This is a genomic window from Amycolatopsis sp. CFH S0740 (assembly GCF_004522315.1).
Lineage (GTDB): Bacteria > Actinomycetota > Actinomycetes > Mycobacteriales > Pseudonocardiaceae > Amycolatopsis > Amycolatopsis nivea.
This window is the reverse complement of the sequence record NZ_SDLS01000001.1, coordinates 207,419-224,259: the sequence shown is the minus strand read 5'-3', so window position 1 is coordinate 224,259 and position 16,841 is coordinate 207,419. Positions and strand designations below refer to the sequence as shown.

Sequence of the window (16,841 nt, the reverse complement as noted above, 5' to 3'; positions counted from 1 at the left end):
GCGGGCGGCGGCATCGGCCGAAAAGCCGTTCCGTCGCCGCCGCGGATGTGCGTCCCGTTGACATCCGCGGCGGCGGCCGTTCATGCTCCGTCCGGCAGCGGAGGTGCGGAAATGACCGCGGATGTGCAGTGGTGGGCCCGGCTCGCCCGGGAAGTGCGCGCGGCGGGCCGCGGCGAACTGCCCGTCGAAACCCCGCTCCGCGCGGTGCGGGACAAACTCGGTTTCGCCTGCGTCGCGTTGGTGAGCGGCAGCAAACAGCGCACCGCGACGGTCAACCTCGGCTATCCCGCGGACATGCTCGGCTATATGACCACGACCTACCGCTGGAAATGCCCGATCCACCTGCGCGCCGCCCGGCTGGGCCTGCCGCTGCGCTTCGTCGACATCCCGGAGGTCCACGAGACCAGGACGTACCGGGAAGGCATCCAGCCCTACGGTTTCCGCGAAGGCGTGACACTGCCGCTCTCGCCCGGTTCCGGTCCGGAGCGCAGCTTCGTCGCGCTGAGTTCCCTCCACGATCGGCCGTTGGACGACGGATCCGTCCTCGCGCTCACGATGCTGTCTCATGATTTCGCCGCGCTGGCCGACCCCGGCGCGGAACCGGGCGATCCCGCGGCCGACGTCGTCCTCCTCGTCTCACCGGCGAAGGTCGACGTGCGCTCGGCTGCGATGGAGCGCCTGCCGCTGAGCGAGCACGAGGCCCGGCTCGCCGCGCGATGCACCACGGGCGAGCGGACCGGATTCCGCCATCGGGACGCGGACGGCGTCTGGTGGCAGGTGCTCGCCCGGGCGCGCCGACCGGACGGAGTGCTGCTGCGGATTTCCCGCCTGCCCGATCCCGCGCCGTTGACCGGGCGGGAACTGGATGTCGTCGGGCTGGTCGCGCGCGGATGGTCGAACGAGCGGATCTCGGCGGCACTGGGGATCGCAGTCCGGACGGTGCGCAGCCACGTCGAGTCTTCGCTGGTGAAGCTCGACTGCCCGAACCGGACCGCGCTGGCCCGGCACGCGCTCGAGCACGACCTCGACACGCTCGGCGCGCTGGAGGCCGCACACCGCTGATTGTGTCACAATCCTTGCACTCCCGAGGGTGCCATGTTTCACTCCTCCTGCCCACGAATCGCGCAAACGCCGATGGAGCCCGAAGTTCACCGGCTCGCGATTGTGTACCGATTACCCGGCGGCCAGGAGGCAGCGGATGACCACGTTCGAACCCGAGCACCTGCCCCGGCGGGCGATCAAGCGGCGGCTGCCCCGGCCGTCGGAGATCCGGCCGCTGCTCAAGTTCCGGCAGCCTCGGTTCGACGTCCGCGAGCGCCGCCTCGCCACCGCGCACACCATCGACGACCTGCGCACCATCGCCCGCCGCCGCACGCCGCGGCCGGTTTTCGACTACGTCGACGGCGCGGCGGAGCAGGAAATCAGCCTCGGCCGGGCGCGGCGGGCCTTCGAAAACGTCGAGTTGCATCCGCGCGTGCTGCAGGACGTCACCGAGGTGGACCCGGCGACGTCCGTCCTCGGTGGACAGTCCGCGCTGCCGCTTGTGCTGGCACCGACCGGTTTCACCCGCATGATGCACCACGAGGGCGAGATCGCCGTCTCCCGCGCGGCCGCCCGCGCCGGGATCCCGTACGTGCTCTCGACAATGGGCACCACCGACCTCGAAGACGTCCGCGCCAGCGCACCGTCCGCGCGGCAATGGTTCCAGCTCTATCTCTGGAAGGACCGCGCCGCGAGCGAAGCGCTGGTCGAACGCGCAGCTCAGGCCGGGTACGAAGCGCTCGTTCTCACGGTCGACACCCCGATCGGCGGGGCGCGGATGCGCGATGTCCGGAATGGACTGACGATCCCGCCGACGCTGACCGTCCGCACCCTCGCCGGGATCGCGGTCCGGCCGTCCTGGTGGATGAACCTGCTGACCACGGAACCGTTGCAATTCGCCGCGTTGAGCAACTTCGACGGCACCGTCGAGGAACTGATCGGCACGATGTTCGACCCGTCGCTGACCGTCGAAGACCTGCGGTGGCTGCGCGGGCTGTGGCCGGGAAAGCTGATCGTCAAAGGGATTCAGAGTGTCGCGGACGCCAAGGAGATGGCCGCTTCCGGCGTCGACGCCCTCGTGCTCTCGAACCACGGCGGCCGCCAGCTCGACCGCGCGCCGACCCCGCTCGAACTGCTGCCGCGCGTCGTGGACGCCGTCGGGGACGACTGCGAGGTCATCCTCGACACCGGCGTCCGGACCGGGGCGGACCTCGTTGCCGCACGGGCGCTGGGCGCGTCGGCCGCGATGGTCGGCCGGGCCTACCTGTACGGCCTGATGGCGGCCGGAGAGCAAGGCGTCGAGCGCGCGATCGAGATCCTCCGCGCCGAGTACGTAAGGACGTTGCGGCTTCTCGGTGTCAAGCGCACCGACGAGATCGCGGCGGAACACGCCTCCCTGCGGCTGCCCGCCCGGCTTTGACGGCGGGCTCGGCTAAGATCGGCAGTCGCTGTGGGAAGTTCTGCTGAAACGAGTGGCGAAGTGCGCGAACAGGCGGGCAGTACGCCGGGAAGCATCGCGCAAGCACTCCGCGACGATCTCCTGGACGGCCTCCTCGAACCCGGGACGCGGCTCACCGAGGAATCGCTGAGCGCCCGCTTCGGCGCCGGACGGCATTCGGTGCGGTCCGGCCTGCAGACGCTGGTGTCCGAGGGCCTCCTCGAACACCAGCGCAACAAGGGGATCGTCGTCCCCGCGGTGACGACCGAACGCATCGACGCGATGTGCTCGTACCGCTCCATCCTCGAACTCGGCGCACTCCGGCTGGCTCTGCTGCAGAACGCGAACTTCGACGCAGTCGACGAGGCGGTGCGGCGACTCGAAGCGATGACCGCCGAAACACCGTGGCGGCACGTGATCGAGGCGCACAGCGCGGTCCACACGGAAATCGTGAAGGCCAGCGGGAATCCTCGCGTGCTCGCCGCGCACCGGGCCTGCGAGAACGAACTGAACTGCATGCTCGCGACGATCCGCGCCGAGTCCTCCGCGGCCCACCTGGCGACGACGCACCGGCACCTCGTCGACCAGCTCCGCGTCGGCGGCCAGACCGCCCTGAAGGCCCTGGAGGACGACCTCGAACTCGGCGGCCGCGCGATGATGCACCTCGCGCTGCGCCGCCGGAACGAGGTGCCCCACCTGCTGCCGTGAGCGTTCCTGCCGGGACCCGGCTCCCCTACAGAGCAGCCACCGCCCGCTCCCCCGGCACCGCCCGCACCGCCACCGGTCCCTCGTCCACCAACCCGCGCCGAGCCAGCTCCGGCCGCACCCCCTCGCCGAACCAGTACGCCTCCTCCAGATGCGGATACCCGGACAGCACGAACTCCGAGACCCCGGCCTCGCGGTACTCCTCGATCAAGTCCGCGATCTCCGCATGACTCCCCACGAGCGCCGTCCCCGCGCCGCCGCGCACCAGACCGATCCCGGCCCACAGTGCCGGATGGATCTCCAGACCCCGTGCCGTCGTCCCGGCCCGGCCGCCGTGCAGCGCGACCATCCGCCGCTGCCCCACCGACTCGCTCGCCGCCAGCTGCGACTGCGCCTTCGCGATCTGCTCCGGGCTCAACGCGTCCAGCAGCTTCTGCGCCTCCGCCCAAGCCTCCGCCGACGTGTCGCGCGCGATCGTGTGCAGCCGGACGCCGAACCGGACCGTGCGCCGCTGCTGCTCAGCCAGTTCCCGCACCCTGCCGATCTTCTCCGCGACCTGCGCGGGCGGTTCGCCCCAGGTCAGGTAGACGTCGGCGTGCCGCGCGGCGACCGGGAGCGCCGCCGACGACGAACCGCCGAAGTACAGCGGCGGCACCGGATCCGGTGCGGCGAGCGTCGTGGCTCCTTCGACGCGCAGGTGGTCGCCGGCGAAGTCGAACGGTTTGCCCGACCACACGCCGCGCACGATCGACAAGAACTCGTCGGTCCGGGCGTACCGGGCGTCGTGGTCGTGCCAGTCGCCGAACCGGCGCTGTTCGACCGCGTCGCCGCCGGTCACGATGTTCAGCAGGACCCGGCCGCCGGACAGCCGCTGGAAGGTCCCGGCCATCTGCGCGGCGAGCGTCGGCGAGATGACGCCCGGCCGGAACGCGACCAGGAACTTCAGCCTGCTCGTCTCGCGGATCAGCGCGGCCGTGGTCAGCCAGGCGTCCTCGCACCAGGTGCCGGTCGGGGTCAGCACGCCCTCGAAACCCAGTTGTTCGGCCGCGCGGGCGACCTGCGCGAGGTAGTCCAGATCCGCCGGTCGCTGCGCGCTGGGGCCCTGGGACTTGCTGGCGTGGAAGCGTTCCACGATCGTCCGGCCGTCCCCGGTGGTCGGCAGGAACCAGTGCAGTTTCAGGCTCATCCGTTCCTCCTCGCGGCCTCGATGTCGGGCCCGTAGCGGCGGTCGACGAACGCCGCGAAGTCGACCTTCCCGGGCAGCGTGCCCTCGTTCGTGAACGCGTCGGAGAGCTGTTGTTCGGACGCGACGACGGCGTCGTCCAGCGGGATCGGCCGGTCCCGTCCGGCGGAGACCGCCTTCTTCGCCACCTCCGGTTTCAACCCGGTCTCCGCCGCCCACGCGCGCGCCCATTCGTCGGGGTGCGAATTGGACCAGAGCTGGGCTTTCACCACGCGCTGCACGAAATCCTTGATCGCCGAGTTCTTGCCCGGATCGGCCAGCGCGGTCGTGCTGGCGGTCTCGAAAGCGAGCCCGTTGGACGCGCCGCGGCCGTCGGCGAGCACGCGGGCGTGCGCGTCGATCTGGGCCTGTGCGGTGTAGGGATCCCAGATCGCCCACGCGTCGATCTGGTGCTGCGTGAACGCCGCGAACGCCTCGGACGGCTGCAGGAACGAGATCTTGATGTCCTTGGTGGAGAGACCAGCCTTCTTGAGCGTGTTGAGCAGCTGCCCGTGCGCCGAACTCCCCTTCGCGACACCGACCGTCTTGCCCCGCAGGGAAGCGACATCCGTCAGCGGCGAATCCGGCGGCACCAGAATGGTTTCCCGCTCCACATTGCTCTTCGCCACGCTCACCACGGAGATCTTCGCCTTCGACGCGGCCGCGAAAATCGGCGGCGTATTGCCCACCCGGCCGACGTCGATCGCCCCCGCCGAAGCCGCCTCCAGCAACGGCGGCCCGGAAGTGAACGTGGACCATTCGATCCGGTACGGCGTGCCGGTCAGCTGATTCGCCGCGGTGAGCAGGGATTTCACCCCGCCCTTCTGATCGCCGACGCGCAGCGTGACCTTCTTCAGCTCCGCGGGCGAAACCGCGGCGGGAACCGGCGCGCGACCGTCCGAAGCGGACGACGAGCAGGCGGCGAGCCCGGTCAGCAGAAGCGCTGCGGCCAGGACGTTACGCAGGTGCACCTTCGGTCACTCCCAGATCGGCCAGGACGCGGCTGCGCACCTCGGCGTGGTCGGCGGCCTTCCGCGGACGCGGCTGGCCGAGAACGTGTTCGGCGACGATGTGGCCCTCGCCGAGGACGAGAATCCGGTCGGCGAGCACGAGCGCTTCGTCGACGTCGTGGGTCACCAGCAGCACGGCGGGCTCGTGCGTGCGCCACAGGTCTTCGACGAGCCGGTGCATCGCCAGCCGGGTCAACGCGTCGAGCGCGCCGAACGGTTCGTCCAGGAGCAGCAGATCCGGCTCGCGGACCAAGGCCCGGGCGAGCGAAACCCGTTGCGCCTCACCGCCGGAGAGCGTGAGCGGCCACTTGTCGGCATGCTCCGCCAGCCGCACCTCGGCCAGCGCTTTCTCCGCGACCGCGCGGTCGTTGTCCGGACGCAGGCCGAGCACGATGTTGCGCCAGACCTTGCGCCACGGCAGCAACCGCGGCTGCTGGAACGCGACGGAAACCGTGCCGTCCACGGTGGCCGTGCCCTCGATCTCCTGATCCAGCCCGGCCAGCACCTTCAGCAGGGTCGACTTCCCGGACCCGCTCCGCCCGAGCAATGCCACGAACTCGCCGCGGCCGATGTCCAGGTTCAGTCTGTTGAGGACAGTGCGGTCGCCGAATTTCTTCGCGAGGTCACGGACCTCGACTACCGGGCTCGCCATCGCAAGGCCCTCCTTTCGAGCAGCCGGACGAGGGCGTCGGTGACGAGGCCCAGCACGGCGTAGACCACGAGCCCGACCACCACGACGTCGGTGCGCAGGAATTCGCGGGCATTGTTGATGAGATAACCGATCCCGGCGTCCGCGTTGACCGTCTCGCCGACGATCAGCGCCAGCCACGCGACCCCGAGCGACTGCCGCAGCCCGACCAGCGCCTGCGGCAAGGCCCCTGGCAGAACGACGTGCCACAGCCGTTCGGCGCGGGTGAATCCCAGTGCCCGCGCGGCTTCCACGAGTTGCGGGTCGGCGGTGCGGATTCCCGAGTGGACATTCAAGTACAGCGGAAACGCCACGCCCAGCGCAACCAGGAAGATCTTGGTCTCTTCGCCGATCCCGAACCACAGGATGAACAACGGGATCAACCCGAGGAACGGCAACGTCCGCAGCATCTGCACCGGCGGATCGACCAATGCCTCGCCCCAGCGCGACAACCCCGCGACGGCCCCGAGCAGCAGTCCGGCGAGCGCCCCGAGCGCGAATCCCGCGCCGACGCGGCCGAGCGAAACCGCGAAGGCGCTGCCGAGTTCGCCGCTGCGAGCGACATCGACCCCGGCTTGCAGGACAGTCCAGGGCGAGCTGAGTTTGTCGGGCGGCAACGCGCCGGTCGAGCTGGCGATCTGCCACGCCGCGACCAGCGCGACCGGGCTGATCCAGCGGCGCAGCGACGGCAGCCGCCGCGGCGCGCGCTTGGGCACGGCCGTTTCGGCGCGCGGCAGCACGCCCGTGGTGGAAATCGACACGGATTTCTCCCGGGTGGGGTTTTCGGTTCAGGGAAAGGAATTCAGCGGCGGGTCGGACAGACCGCGCTCGCCTGCTGCCGGAGGTCGACGTGCAGGCGGCACACGAGGAGGACGCCGCGCTTCATGTCCCCGAGCTTCGATCCCCGGACGGGTGAAGTCAACGTCGGGCCGGACGGCTCTCACGCACTGGAATCCGCGCCGCGGTGTACGGGTTTTGTTCACCGGACGGGCACCCTTGTGCCCGGGATCCGGGACAGGGTTCCCGGTCCGCTGCCGAACACCGGCGCGCGGGCGTCACGAAATTGTCGGTGCCGTGGGGTACAAGATCACCATGCACATTTTCCAGGCACAGCAAGCACTCTCCACCGAGCCGGACCGGCGGCGGGCCGGCTCAGCCGCCGAACATCATCCGCCATTCCTCGAGCGATCGGGGCCGGAACACGAAATTCGAGCTCTTCACCCGAGACAGCGACGCCGAAGACTCTGGCGAATACTGGTGTCCCGGATACACCACTGGGTCGCCGGGCAGCGTCGCCAGCCATTGCAGGCTGCGGAAAATCGCGTCCGCGTCGCCGCCGGGGAAGTCGGTCCGGCCGCAGCCTTCGAGGAACAGCGTGTCGCCGGAGACCAGCCGGTCGCCGACCAGGAAGCACTGGCTGCCCGGCGTGTGCCCGGGCGTGTGGAGCAGCCGGATGTCGATCGAGCCGACCGTCACCACGTCGTCGTGCTCGTGCGCGCGCAGGTCGGTGTCCGACACGCCGGTCACCCGGCGCACCCACTCGCTTTCCTGTGCGTTGACGTGGATCGGCACCGGCCGCAGCGCGAGCAGTTCCGCGATCCCTGGCAGAGAGAAGCCCATCATGTCGCCGCCGACGTGGTCGGGGTGGTGATGCGTCGCGAGCACGCCGGTCAGCCGCATCCCGTCGGCCTCCAGCGTCTCGACCAGGTCGCCCACCGCGTACGCGGGGTCCACCAGCACCGCCTCGCCCGATTCGCGGTCCCCGATCAGGTAAGCGAAATTCACCATCTGGGTCGCGACGGGGTCCCCGACGGCGAAATCGCGGCCGGCGAGCAACTGGCGGAAGTAGAGCTGGTCTGCCATGCCCGCAGCGTAACGTCACTCCCCCACGGAGCCGTCGGCCAGTTCCCGCAGCGCGTCGAGATGCCCGACGTGCCGCGCGGTCTCCTGCACGACGTGCGCCAGCACCCAGCGGACGGTGAACTCCCCCGACCGGCGCGTGCGGTCCTCCGGCGCGAGCCCGGCCAGCGCTGCGGCAGCCCGTTCCCTTTCCACCCGGTAAGCCGCGACGACCCCGGTGACGTCGTCTTCCGGCGTCAAGTCCCAGCTCGGATCCGGCGAGCCCGGCCACAGCGAGGGCTCGTCGGAGCCGCCCGCCTCGATCACCAGCCACCACCGCTCGACCGCGGTCAGATGCTTGAGCACGCCCAGCGCACTGGTGCGCGGCGAACTCGGCAGCGGCGCCGCGGCCGCCTGCTCCCGGGTCAGCCCGGTGATCTTCTGCACCGCGGTCGCCCGGAGGAAGTCGAGGAACCGCGTCTGCACGGTCATCTCGTCGCCGTCGAGCGGATCCGGCCAGACGCGTTCTGCCTCCGCCATGGCCCCGACCCTACTGGCGCCGGAGAGGAATACGCTCGGCGTCATGGTGTGGGGATTTCTGTGCGCGCTGCTGTCCGCGGTGGCCTACGGCGTCGCTTCGGTGATGCAGGCGGTGGCCGCGAAGGCCGCGCCGGACGAGGGCGGCGCCGGGGTCGACCCGCGGTTGCTGCTCCGGGTGCTGAAGCAGTGGAAGTTCGTCGTCGGACTGCTGCTCGACGGCGTCGGCTTCGTCGCGCAGATCGCTGCCCTGCACGTCCTGCCGCTGTTTCTGGTCCAGGCGACGCAAGCCGCGAGCCTGGCGGTGACGGCCGTCGCGGTGCGGGTGTTCGGAGTCCGGCTCGGAGCGCGGGAATGGACCGCTGTCGGCGTCGTGGTCGCCGGGCTCGCGCTGCTCGGTTCGTCCGCGGAAAGCGAAGGTTCCAGCGAGGTCGGCCTCGGTTTCCGCCTGACGCTCGCCGGTGCCGCCGTGGTTCTCGGGATCGCCGGTCTCCTTGTCGGGCGCGCGGGCGACCGCGTACGCACCGCTGGGCTCGGGCTGGTCGCCGGGCTGTGCTTCGGACTGGTCGCGGTGGCGGGCCGGGTCATCCAGAGCCTCGCGCCGCTGGACCTGCTGCGCGACCCCGCGCTGTACGTCGTCGCGGTGGCGGGCGCGCTGGCCATGCTGTTCTTCGCCACCGCACTGCAACGCGGCAGCGTCACCACCGCCACCGCGATGATGGTGCTCGGCGAAACGGTCATGCCGTCGCTGATCGGCGTCCTGCTGCTGGGCGACCGGACCCGGCCCGGGTTCGCCGTGGTCGCACTGATCGGCTTCGTCCTCGCCGTGGCCGCCGCGCTGGCCCTGGCCCGCTTCGGCGAGCCCGAACCGGCCGTCGCCTCCGTCGGAGACCAGCCGCCGGAAGCAGAGCCCGCGGGACGCGACGTCCGCCGATGACGCCGCCCGACACGGTCTTGGTGAAAGGTTAGGCTAGCCTTCTCCAGCGGACGAAAGGGAGGAACCGGCGACCCGACCGGCCTCGTCCGCACGAACGGAGGCGCCGATGACCACCGGCCGGGACGTCCTGCGCAGTGCGATCGCCGGACAACGGAAATCCGTCGTCGCCGCAGCCGTCCTCGCGGCGGGGCACCAGGGTGGCGAGGCGCTCGTCCCGGTAGTGATCGGCGTGGTGCTGGACCGGGCCGTCACCGACAGCTCCGTGCTGACGCTCCTCGGCTGGCTGGCCGTGCTGGCGGCGGTCTTCCTCGTGCTCTCCTACAGCTACCGCTTCGGCGCGCGGGCCGCGGAGGGCGCGTCCGAGCGGGCCGCGCACGAGATCCGGCTCGCGGTCAGCCGTCGCGTCCTGCATCCTCGCGGCGGCGCGGAAAACGGTGCGCTCGCCGGGGAACTGGTGAGCGTCGGAACCTCGGACGCCCACCGGGTCGGGATGATCAACGCGGTGCTTCCGTTCGGCATCGCCGCGCTCGCCGGGCTGGTCGTGAGCGCGGTCGTGCTCCTCCGGATGTCGGTGCCGCTCGGGCTGCTCGTCCTTCTCGGCACCCCTCCGCTGCTGTTCCTCGCCCACCTCATCGGGAAACCGCTGGAGAAGCGCAGCGAACTGGAACAGGAACGCGCCGCGCACGCCTCCGGGGTCGCGGCCGACCTGGTCAGCGGGCTGCGCGTGCTGAAAGGCATCGGCGCGGAACCGGCGGCGACCGCGCGGTATCGGCGCACCAGCCGGGATTCCCTGCGAGCGACCATCCGCGCGGCTCGCGCGCAGGCGTGGCACAACGGCGCCCTGCTCGCGCTCACCGGGATCTTCATCGCGATCGTCGCCCTCGTCGGCGGCTCGCTCGCCGCGAACGGCGAGATCTCCGTCGGCGACCTCGTCGCTGCGGTCGGGCTGGCGCAGTTCCTGCAGACGCCGTTCACCATCTTCGCCTGGGTCAACGGCCAGCTCGCCCAGGGCCGCGCCTCCGCCGGCCGGGTCGCCGCAGTGCTCAGCGCACCTCCCGCCGTCCCGGACGGAACCGGCGAACTGCCCGCCCCGGCGAGCGGCAGCGTTGAGCTTTCCGCGGTATCGCACGGAAAACTCAACGAACTCGACCTCACCGTCCCGCCCGGCGAACTGCTCGGCATCGTCACCACCGACCCCGCCACGGCCACCGATCTCCTCGACTGCCTAGGCCGCTTCGCCGATCCACGCGGAGGCGCGGTCCACGTCGACGCGGTGAATCTGTCCACTGTGGACCCCGACCGAGTCCGCGAGGTCGTCCTCGTCGCCGCGCACGACACAGACCTCTTCGAAGGCACCGTGGAAGACAACGTCCGCGGCGGCATGCCCACCGTCCCCGACGGAGCGCTCACCGCCTCAGCCGCCGACGAGGTCGCCGCGACTCTCCCCTCCGGCACCGCCACGACCGTCACCGAACGCGGCCGCTCCCTGTCCGGCGGACAACGACAACGGGTCGCCCTCGCCCGCGCCCTCGCCACCGAAGCACCGGTCCTGGTGCTGCACGATCCGACCACCGCCGTCGACACCGTCACCGAAGCCCGCATCGCCGCCGGAGTCGCGGAACTACGCCGCAACCGCACCACCATCGTGGTCACCACGAGCCCGGCGCTGCTCGCCGTAACCGACCGGGTCGTACTCCTCCAGGACGGCCAGGCCGCCGCCGAAGGCACCCACCCCGAACTCGTCCGCACCAACGCGACCTACCGAGCGGCGGTCCTCTCATGACCCAACGCGTCGCGGAACCGCGCTCCCACCGCACCACGATCGTGATCACCGCACTCCTCGAACACAGCCACATCACTGCCCAAGGCACCCACCCCGAACTCACCCACACCGAACCCGCCCACCGAGCGGCGGTCCTCCCATGACCCAACGCATCGCGGAACCTCGCCCCAACCACACCACACTCACCCACCCCGAACCCGCCCACCAAACGGCGGTCCTCCCATGACCCCACGCGAACTACTCCCCACCGCCCCCGGACCGCGCATCCGGGCCGTCCTGCTCGACCTCCTGCGGCAAGCGAAAGGCCGCGCGATCGGGTCCTTCGCCTTCGTCGTCGGCGCGACCGCGATCGGCCTGCTCACCGCTCCCCTGCTCGGCCGCGTCGTCGACCTCGTCGCCACCCGGCAGCCCGCGGCCGCGCTCGCGTACCCGATCGCCGGTCTGGTCCTGGTCGCCGCGACGTCCGCGGTCGCCACCGCCATCGGGGTCTCGATGCTCGCCCGGCTCGGCGAAACCATGCTCGCCGACCTGCGCGAACGGTTCATCGACCGCGCCCTCGGCCTGCCGCTGGAACAGGTCGAAAAAGCCGGTTCCGGCGACCTGACCACCCGGGTCACCAACGACGTCTCCGTCGTCGCCGACGCGGTCCGGCAGGCGCTGCCCGCGCTGGCCCGTTCGGTGCTGACGATCGTGCTGACCCTGGTCGCGATGGCGATCCTCGACTGGCGTTTCCTCGCCGCCGCCCTGCTGGCGGTCCCGATCCAGCTCCACACCGTCCGCTGGTACGTCCGCCGCGCGACCCCGTTGTACGCCGCCCAGCGAACCGCCGTCGGCGCGCAGCAGCAACAGCTTCTCGACACCATCGGCGGCGCCAAAACCGTCCGCGCGTTCCGGCTCGCGGACGCGCACGTCGACCGGGTCCGCGAACGATCCACCGGGGCGGTGGAGCTGGCATTGCGCGGAGTTCGCCTCGCCACCCGGTTCTACGGGCGGCTGAATCTCGCCGAGTTCGTCGGCCTCTCCGCAGTACTGGCGGCCGGTTTTCTGTTGGTGGGCGCGAATCTCGCGACGGTCGGCGTAGCGACGGCGGCCGCGTTGTACTTCCACAGCCTCTTCGGGCCGATCAACACCGCACTCGCGCTAGTCGACGACGCGCAGGCAGCCACCGCGAGCCTGTCCCGACTGATCGGCGTCGCGGATCTGCCCGCACCGGCCGAACCGACCCGCGTCGGCCGTCCCGTCGACGCCTCAGTGAAGGCAGCCGGCGTCGGACACTCCTATGTGGACGACCATCCGGTGCTGCGCGACGTCGACCTCGAGGTCGCGCCGGGCGAACGCGTCGCGCTGGTCGGGGCGAGCGGGGCCGGGAAGACGACGCTGGCCAAGCTGATCGCCGGGATCCATCAGGCCAGCAGCGGCACCGTCTCCATCGGCGGTGTTCCGCTCGACCAGCTCGGCCCCGCCGCCACCCGGCGCGCCGTCGCGTTGATCAGCCAGGAAGTGCACGTCTTTAGCGGACCGCTGGCCGACGACCTCCGCCTGGCCGCGTCCGAAGCCAGCGACGAAGACCTCCAGGCGGCACTGGCCAAGGTCGGCGCGGCCGAGTGGGTCGAGGCGTTGCCGGACGGGCTCGCGACGGTCGTCGGCGAGGGCGGGCATCGGCTGACCGTCACGCAGGCTCAGCAGCTCGCGCTCGTACGGTTGGTGCTCGCCGATCCGCCGGTGGCGATCCTCGACGAGGCGACGGCGGAGGCAGGCAGCGCAGGGGCGAAAACGCTGGAAGCCGCCGCAGCCGCCGCGCTCGAAGGACGTACCGGCCTGATCGTGGCGCACCGGTTGACCCAGGCGGCGGCTTCGGATCGCATTGTCGTTCTGGACGCCGGAGTGGTCGTGGAGTCCGGGACGCACGACGAACTGGTCGCCGCCGGAGGCCGGTACGCCACGCTCTGGACCGCCTGGTCCGGCCTGCGCAGCCACCGTCCGTGAGGGGAACCCCTGACTGAGTTCCCCTCACGGCCTTCAGGAGGTTCGGCGCAGCGAAAGCGGGCGCAGGTCGGTCCAGGTCCGCTCGATGTGGTCCAGGCAGGTCTGCCGCGCGTCCGGCCCGAAGGCGGTCCGCCACCCGTCGGGCACGGCCACGAAATCCGGCCACAGGCTGTGCTGGCCCTCGTCGTTCACGAGGACCCGGTAAACGCCGTCGGGGTTTTCGAACGGATTCGTCATCGCTCAGTCCTTTCCCTGCCTCAGCGGATCCCGCTGACCGCGTACTCCACCGGATCCGCTCCGGCCGCCCGCCGGTCCACAATGGACTGCAGGATCTCGCCCACCCGCACCGCGGTGTTCGACAGCAGCGACGACGTGATCCCGTGCGTGTGCTCGGTGCCGCCCTGCAAGTAGAGCCCGCCGCGCACGGACGGGTCGGTGGTGATCCGGTAGTCGCGCTCGACCTTCAACCGGCCCTCGCCGTCCCGGCGGCAGTGACCGGCCAAGCCGCCGAGCAGCGGCGTCGGATCCGCGGGCAGGTAGCCGGTCGCGTAGACGACCGCGTCGGCGTCCAGCACCGAACGCTCGCCGGTCGCCAGCGATTCGACCGTCGCGCGCACGTGCGTGCCCTGGTCGGCGACCTCGACCGGACGCGAGACGTTGAACAGCCGCAACCGTTCCACGCCGAGCACCTTTTCCTGGTAGCGCCGCCGGTACAGCTCGTCGATGAGATCGAGGTCGACCGCGGAGTAGTTCGTCGCGCCGTGGTAGCGCATCAGGCGTTCCTTGACCGGTTCGCTTGCCGCGTAGAAGGAATCGACCCCCTCCGGGTCGAAAATCCGGTTGGCGAACGCACTGTCGTCGGCGGGGCTGTAGCCGTAGCGCGCGAACACCGCGCACACCTCGGCACGCGGGAACTCGTCGTGCAGCAAGGCGGCGACCTCGGCCGCGCTCTGGCCGGCGCCGATCACCACGAACCGCCGCGCGTCCGTGCCGCGCAACGACTCGACGCGGTGCAGCAGCTCGCTGTTGTGCCAGATCCGGTCTCCGGCGACGACCCCGTCCGGCAGTTTCGCGCGCAATCCGGTGCCCAGGACGAGGTTCCGCGCCCGCAGCTCGGTGATTTCGCCGTCCACGCGGGCGCGCACGTCGAAGAACGCGACGTCGGCGCCGTCGTGCACCGGTTCGACCGAAACGACTTCGCTGCCGTAGGACACCAGGTCGTCGACCTTCGCCGCGGCCCATTCGAAGTAGTCGTGGAACTCGACGCGCAGCGGGAACAGGGTCTTGTGGTTGATGAAATCGACCAGCCGCCCTTTCTCGTGCAGGTAGTTCAGGAAGGTGAACGCGCTCGCCGGGTTCCGCATCGTCGCCAGGTCCTTGAGGAACGACACCTGCATGGTCGCGGTGTCGATCAGCATCCCGCGATGCCAGCCGAAGCGGGGCTGGCGCTCCAGGAAGTGCGCCGTGACCGTCTCCCCCGAGTCCGCGTTGTGCTCGGCGAGGGCGATCGCGAGCGCGAGGTTGGACGGCCCGAACCCGACTCCGACCACGTCGTACACCGGCACCTGGCTGTCCTCGGCCCCTGCTCGTGACATGAAAGTCCCCTAGCGCGGCACTGCCGCATCACCGTTCTCGACTGACCAATGCTCAAGAAACCCTAACCTAACTTAGGTAAGCCTCAACTAGTACTGTCTGGGTGATGTTCGTCCCGACCACGAAAGGTGCACCGCCGATGCGCGTGGCCATGTTCGGCTACCAGACCTGGGGACACCGCACCCTGAAGGCCCTCCTCGACGCGGGCCAGGACATGCGGCTGGTGGTCACCCACCCGCCGAGCGACCACGCCTACGAACGGATCTGGAGCGATTCGGTCGCCGGACTGGCCGAGGAGCACGGAATCCGCACCCTGCTGCGCACCCGCCCGGACGACGCGGAACTGCTCGACGAACTGAAGGCGGCGGACCTCGACCTGATCGTCGCGAACAACTGGCGCACCTGGCTGCCGCCGGAGATCTTCGACCTCCCGCGCCACGGGACCCTCAACGTGCACGACTCGCTGCTGCCCGCGTACGCCGGCTTCTCCCCCATCATCTGGGCACTGATCAACGGCGAACCGGAAGTCGGCGTCACGGCGCACATGATGAACGACGAACTCGACGCCGGCGACATCGTCGCCCAGCGCGCGGTCGCGGTCGGCCCGCGCGACACCGCCACGGATCTGTTCCACCGCACCGTGGATCTCATCGAACCGCTCGTGACCGAAGCACTGGGCCTGATCGAATCCGGCACGGTGGTCCCCATCGCGCAGGACCGGACCAAGGCGAGCTTCTTCCACAAACGCGCCCCGCGCGACAGCCTCATCGACTGGACCTGGTCGGCCGAGGAACTGGACCGCCTGGTGCGCGCCCAATCCGACCCGTACCCCAACGCCTTCACCTACCACCGCGGCGAGCAACTGCGCATCGTGCGCGCCTCGGTTTCGGACGGCCACTACGGCGGAACCCCGGGCCGCATCTTCATCCGCGAAGGCGAGGGCGTGGTGATCGTCGCCGGACGGGACGCACGGCGCGGCCAGTCGCCGGGGCTCCGAATCGAACGCGTTCGCACGGCTGACGACCGGGAACTTCCGGCGGCGGAGTACTTCACGACTATGGGCGGGTATCTCACCGACCGTCCGTAGCCGCCGCCCTCGGCCTCGGACCCCACCTCCGCGACGAGCCGGGTCCGAGGCCGAGATTCAAGTTAGATTAGCCTTACCTACCTCGCACCGCTAGCCTGTCGGCATGAGCGCTGTTCTGGTGATGGGCGCGACCGGAAAGGTCGGCCGGCACGTGGTGGCCCGCTTGCGGGAACTGGGGCACGCGGCGCGGCCCGTCTCCCGGTCCAGCCCGGTCCGCTTCGACTGGGCGGACCGTTCCACCTGGCAGCCCGCGCTCGCCGGGGCGGACACGCTGTACCTCAACGTATGGGGCGTGGTCGGCACGGCGGATCCCGCGGAGTTCACGGAACTGGCGGTGCGGTCGGGAGTCCGGCGGATCGTGGCATTGTCCGGCCGCGGCGACGACGGCGAGGACTACCTGCTGAAAACCCCTTACGGCCCCTGGGCGCAGGCGGTGATCGACGGCGAGCGCGCGGCCGGCGAGAGCGGCGCGGAATGGACGATCGTGCGCCCGTGCTGGTTCGCGCAGACCTTCGAGGAAGACCCGAAACTGTCCGAACTGCGCGACGGCGAAGTCGCGATCCCGGTCGGCGACGGCGCAGTGCCCTTCGTGGACGCCACCGACATCGCCGCGGTCGCCGTCGCCGCCCTCACCGAAGACGGGCATCAGGAGCAGACCTACGAACTTTCCGGACCGGAACCGCTGACGTTCCCGGAGGCGGTAGCCGAGATCGCGAGGGCGACCGGCCGGGAGATCAGGCAGATGCCGGTGGAGATACCGGAGTACGTGCGCCGCCTGATCGGCCGCGGCTACGACCGGGCGTCGGCGGAAATGCAGGCAGGCCCGTTCGAATGGCTGCACCGGGGGAAAACCGGCTTCCTCAGCGACGGCGTCCAGCGCGCGATCGGGCGCGAGCCGAGGGGTTTCGCCGACTACGCCAAGCGGGCGGCGGCGACGGGCGTGTGGTCCGCGGGCGCACCGAAGTGACCGCGGTT

Annotated in this window: 17 protein-coding genes; 9 read left to right on the top strand and 8 right to left on the bottom strand. The window is 70.5% G+C overall.

The window, feature by feature from the left end; all coding sequences use genetic code 11:
- Positions 1-111: 111 nt before the first annotated feature.
- The 3 genes from EIZ45_RS46385 to EIZ45_RS01070 all read left to right on the top strand — a co-directional run bounded on the left by EIZ45_RS46385 (position 112) and on the right by EIZ45_RS01070 (position 3,187).
- Positions 112-1,062 carry a helix-turn-helix transcriptional regulator gene (locus EIZ45_RS46385; protein WP_205669774.1) on the top strand — a complete coding sequence of 317 codons (951 nt, stop codon included), beginning with the start codon at positions 112-114 and terminating at the stop codon, positions 1,060-1,062.
- A 136-nt stretch (positions 1,063-1,198) separates the two neighbouring features.
- The gene (locus EIZ45_RS01075) at positions 1,199-2,461 is read left to right on the top strand and encodes an alpha-hydroxy acid oxidase (protein WP_134661643.1); all 1,263 of its coding nucleotides are present in this window, start codon (positions 1,199-1,201) and stop codon (positions 2,459-2,461) included.
- A 60-nt stretch (positions 2,462-2,521) separates the two neighbouring features.
- Entirely contained in the window at positions 2,522-3,187 is a 666-nt protein-coding gene (locus EIZ45_RS01070) for a GntR family transcriptional regulator (protein WP_167756313.1), read from the top strand.
- 25 nt (positions 3,188-3,212) lie between these two features.
- Here EIZ45_RS01070 and EIZ45_RS01065 read toward each other — a convergent pair whose 3' ends face one another.
- The 6 genes from EIZ45_RS01065 to EIZ45_RS01035 form a co-directional block, all read right to left on the bottom strand.
- Entirely contained in the window at positions 3,213-4,370 is a 1,158-nt protein-coding gene (locus tag EIZ45_RS01065) for an LLM class flavin-dependent oxidoreductase (RefSeq protein WP_134661645.1), read from the bottom strand.
- Positions 4,367-5,377: an ABC transporter substrate-binding protein gene (locus EIZ45_RS01060; protein WP_167756312.1), complete on the bottom strand. Its 1,011-nt coding sequence runs from the start codon at positions 5,375-5,377 to the stop codon at positions 4,367-4,369. Before EIZ45_RS01060 ends, EIZ45_RS01065 begins: the two co-directional genes overlap by 4 nt.
- Positions 5,364-6,068 (bottom strand): ABC transporter ATP-binding protein, encoded by a 705-nt coding sequence (locus EIZ45_RS01055; protein ID WP_134661646.1) that lies wholly within the window; start codon positions 6,066-6,068, stop codon positions 5,364-5,366. Before EIZ45_RS01055 ends, EIZ45_RS01060 begins: the two co-directional genes overlap by 14 nt.
- A complete protein-coding gene (locus tag EIZ45_RS01050) occupies positions 6,053-6,865 on the bottom strand; it encodes an ABC transporter permease (protein ID WP_134661647.1) in 813 nt (270 codons plus the stop codon). The genes EIZ45_RS01055 and EIZ45_RS01050 overlap by 16 nt, the downstream gene beginning before the upstream one ends.
- A 391-nt stretch (positions 6,866-7,256) precedes the next feature.
- Positions 7,257-7,967 carry an MBL fold metallo-hydrolase gene (locus EIZ45_RS01040; protein ID WP_134661648.1) on the bottom strand — a complete coding sequence of 237 codons (711 nt, stop codon included), beginning with the start codon at positions 7,965-7,967 and terminating at the stop codon, positions 7,257-7,259.
- A 15-nt stretch (positions 7,968-7,982) separates the two neighbouring features.
- Positions 7,983-8,483, bottom strand: a complete 501-nt coding sequence (locus EIZ45_RS01035; protein WP_134661649.1) for a DinB family protein — start codon at positions 8,481-8,483, stop codon at positions 7,983-7,985.
- Positions 8,484-8,526: 43 nt separating this feature from the next.
- Between EIZ45_RS01035 and EIZ45_RS01030 the strand changes: the two genes are divergently transcribed.
- The 4 genes from EIZ45_RS01030 to EIZ45_RS01020 all read left to right on the top strand — a co-directional run bounded on the left by EIZ45_RS01030 (position 8,527) and on the right by EIZ45_RS01020 (position 13,186).
- Complete coding sequence (locus EIZ45_RS01030) at positions 8,527-9,417, top strand: hypothetical protein (RefSeq protein WP_134661650.1); 891 nt, start codon at positions 8,527-8,529, stop codon at positions 9,415-9,417.
- Between the two features lie 106 nt (positions 9,418-9,523).
- Positions 9,524-11,200 carry an ABC transporter ATP-binding protein gene (locus EIZ45_RS01025; protein WP_134661651.1) on the top strand — a complete coding sequence of 559 codons (1,677 nt, stop codon included), beginning with the start codon at positions 9,524-9,526 and terminating at the stop codon, positions 11,198-11,200.
- Positions 11,197-11,343, top strand: coding sequence for a hypothetical protein (locus EIZ45_RS45925; RefSeq protein WP_167756311.1), 147 nt, complete (start codon positions 11,197-11,199; stop codon positions 11,341-11,343). Before EIZ45_RS01025 ends, EIZ45_RS45925 begins: the two co-directional genes overlap by 4 nt.
- A 79-nt stretch (positions 11,344-11,422) precedes the next feature.
- Positions 11,423-13,186 (top strand): ABC transporter ATP-binding protein, encoded by a 1,764-nt coding sequence (locus tag EIZ45_RS01020; protein ID WP_134661652.1) that lies wholly within the window; start codon positions 11,423-11,425, stop codon positions 13,184-13,186.
- A 33-nt stretch (positions 13,187-13,219) separates the two neighbouring features.
- Here EIZ45_RS01020 and EIZ45_RS01015 read toward each other — a convergent pair whose 3' ends face one another.
- Both EIZ45_RS01015 and EIZ45_RS01010 read right to left on the bottom strand, forming a co-directional pair.
- Entirely contained in the window at positions 13,220-13,423 is a 204-nt protein-coding gene (locus tag EIZ45_RS01015; RefSeq protein ID WP_134661653.1) for an MbtH family protein, read from the bottom strand.
- Between the two features lie 20 nt (positions 13,424-13,443).
- Positions 13,444-14,781, bottom strand: coding sequence for a lysine N(6)-hydroxylase/L-ornithine N(5)-oxygenase family protein (locus EIZ45_RS01010; protein WP_134661654.1), 1,338 nt, complete (start codon positions 14,779-14,781; stop codon positions 13,444-13,446).
- A gap of 137 nt (positions 14,782-14,918) precedes the next feature.
- Here EIZ45_RS01010 and EIZ45_RS01005 point away from each other — a divergent pair, with 137 nt between their 5' ends.
- Together EIZ45_RS01005 and EIZ45_RS01000 are read left to right on the top strand one after the other, a co-directional pair.
- Complete coding sequence (locus tag EIZ45_RS01005) at positions 14,919-15,866, top strand: methionyl-tRNA formyltransferase (protein WP_134661655.1); 948 nt, start codon at positions 14,919-14,921, stop codon at positions 15,864-15,866.
- A 103-nt stretch (positions 15,867-15,969) separates the two neighbouring features.
- Positions 15,970-16,833, top strand: a complete 864-nt coding sequence (locus tag EIZ45_RS01000) for an NAD(P)H-binding protein (protein ID WP_037805648.1) — start codon at positions 15,970-15,972, stop codon at positions 16,831-16,833.
- The last annotated feature ends 8 nt before the right edge of the window (positions 16,834-16,841 follow it).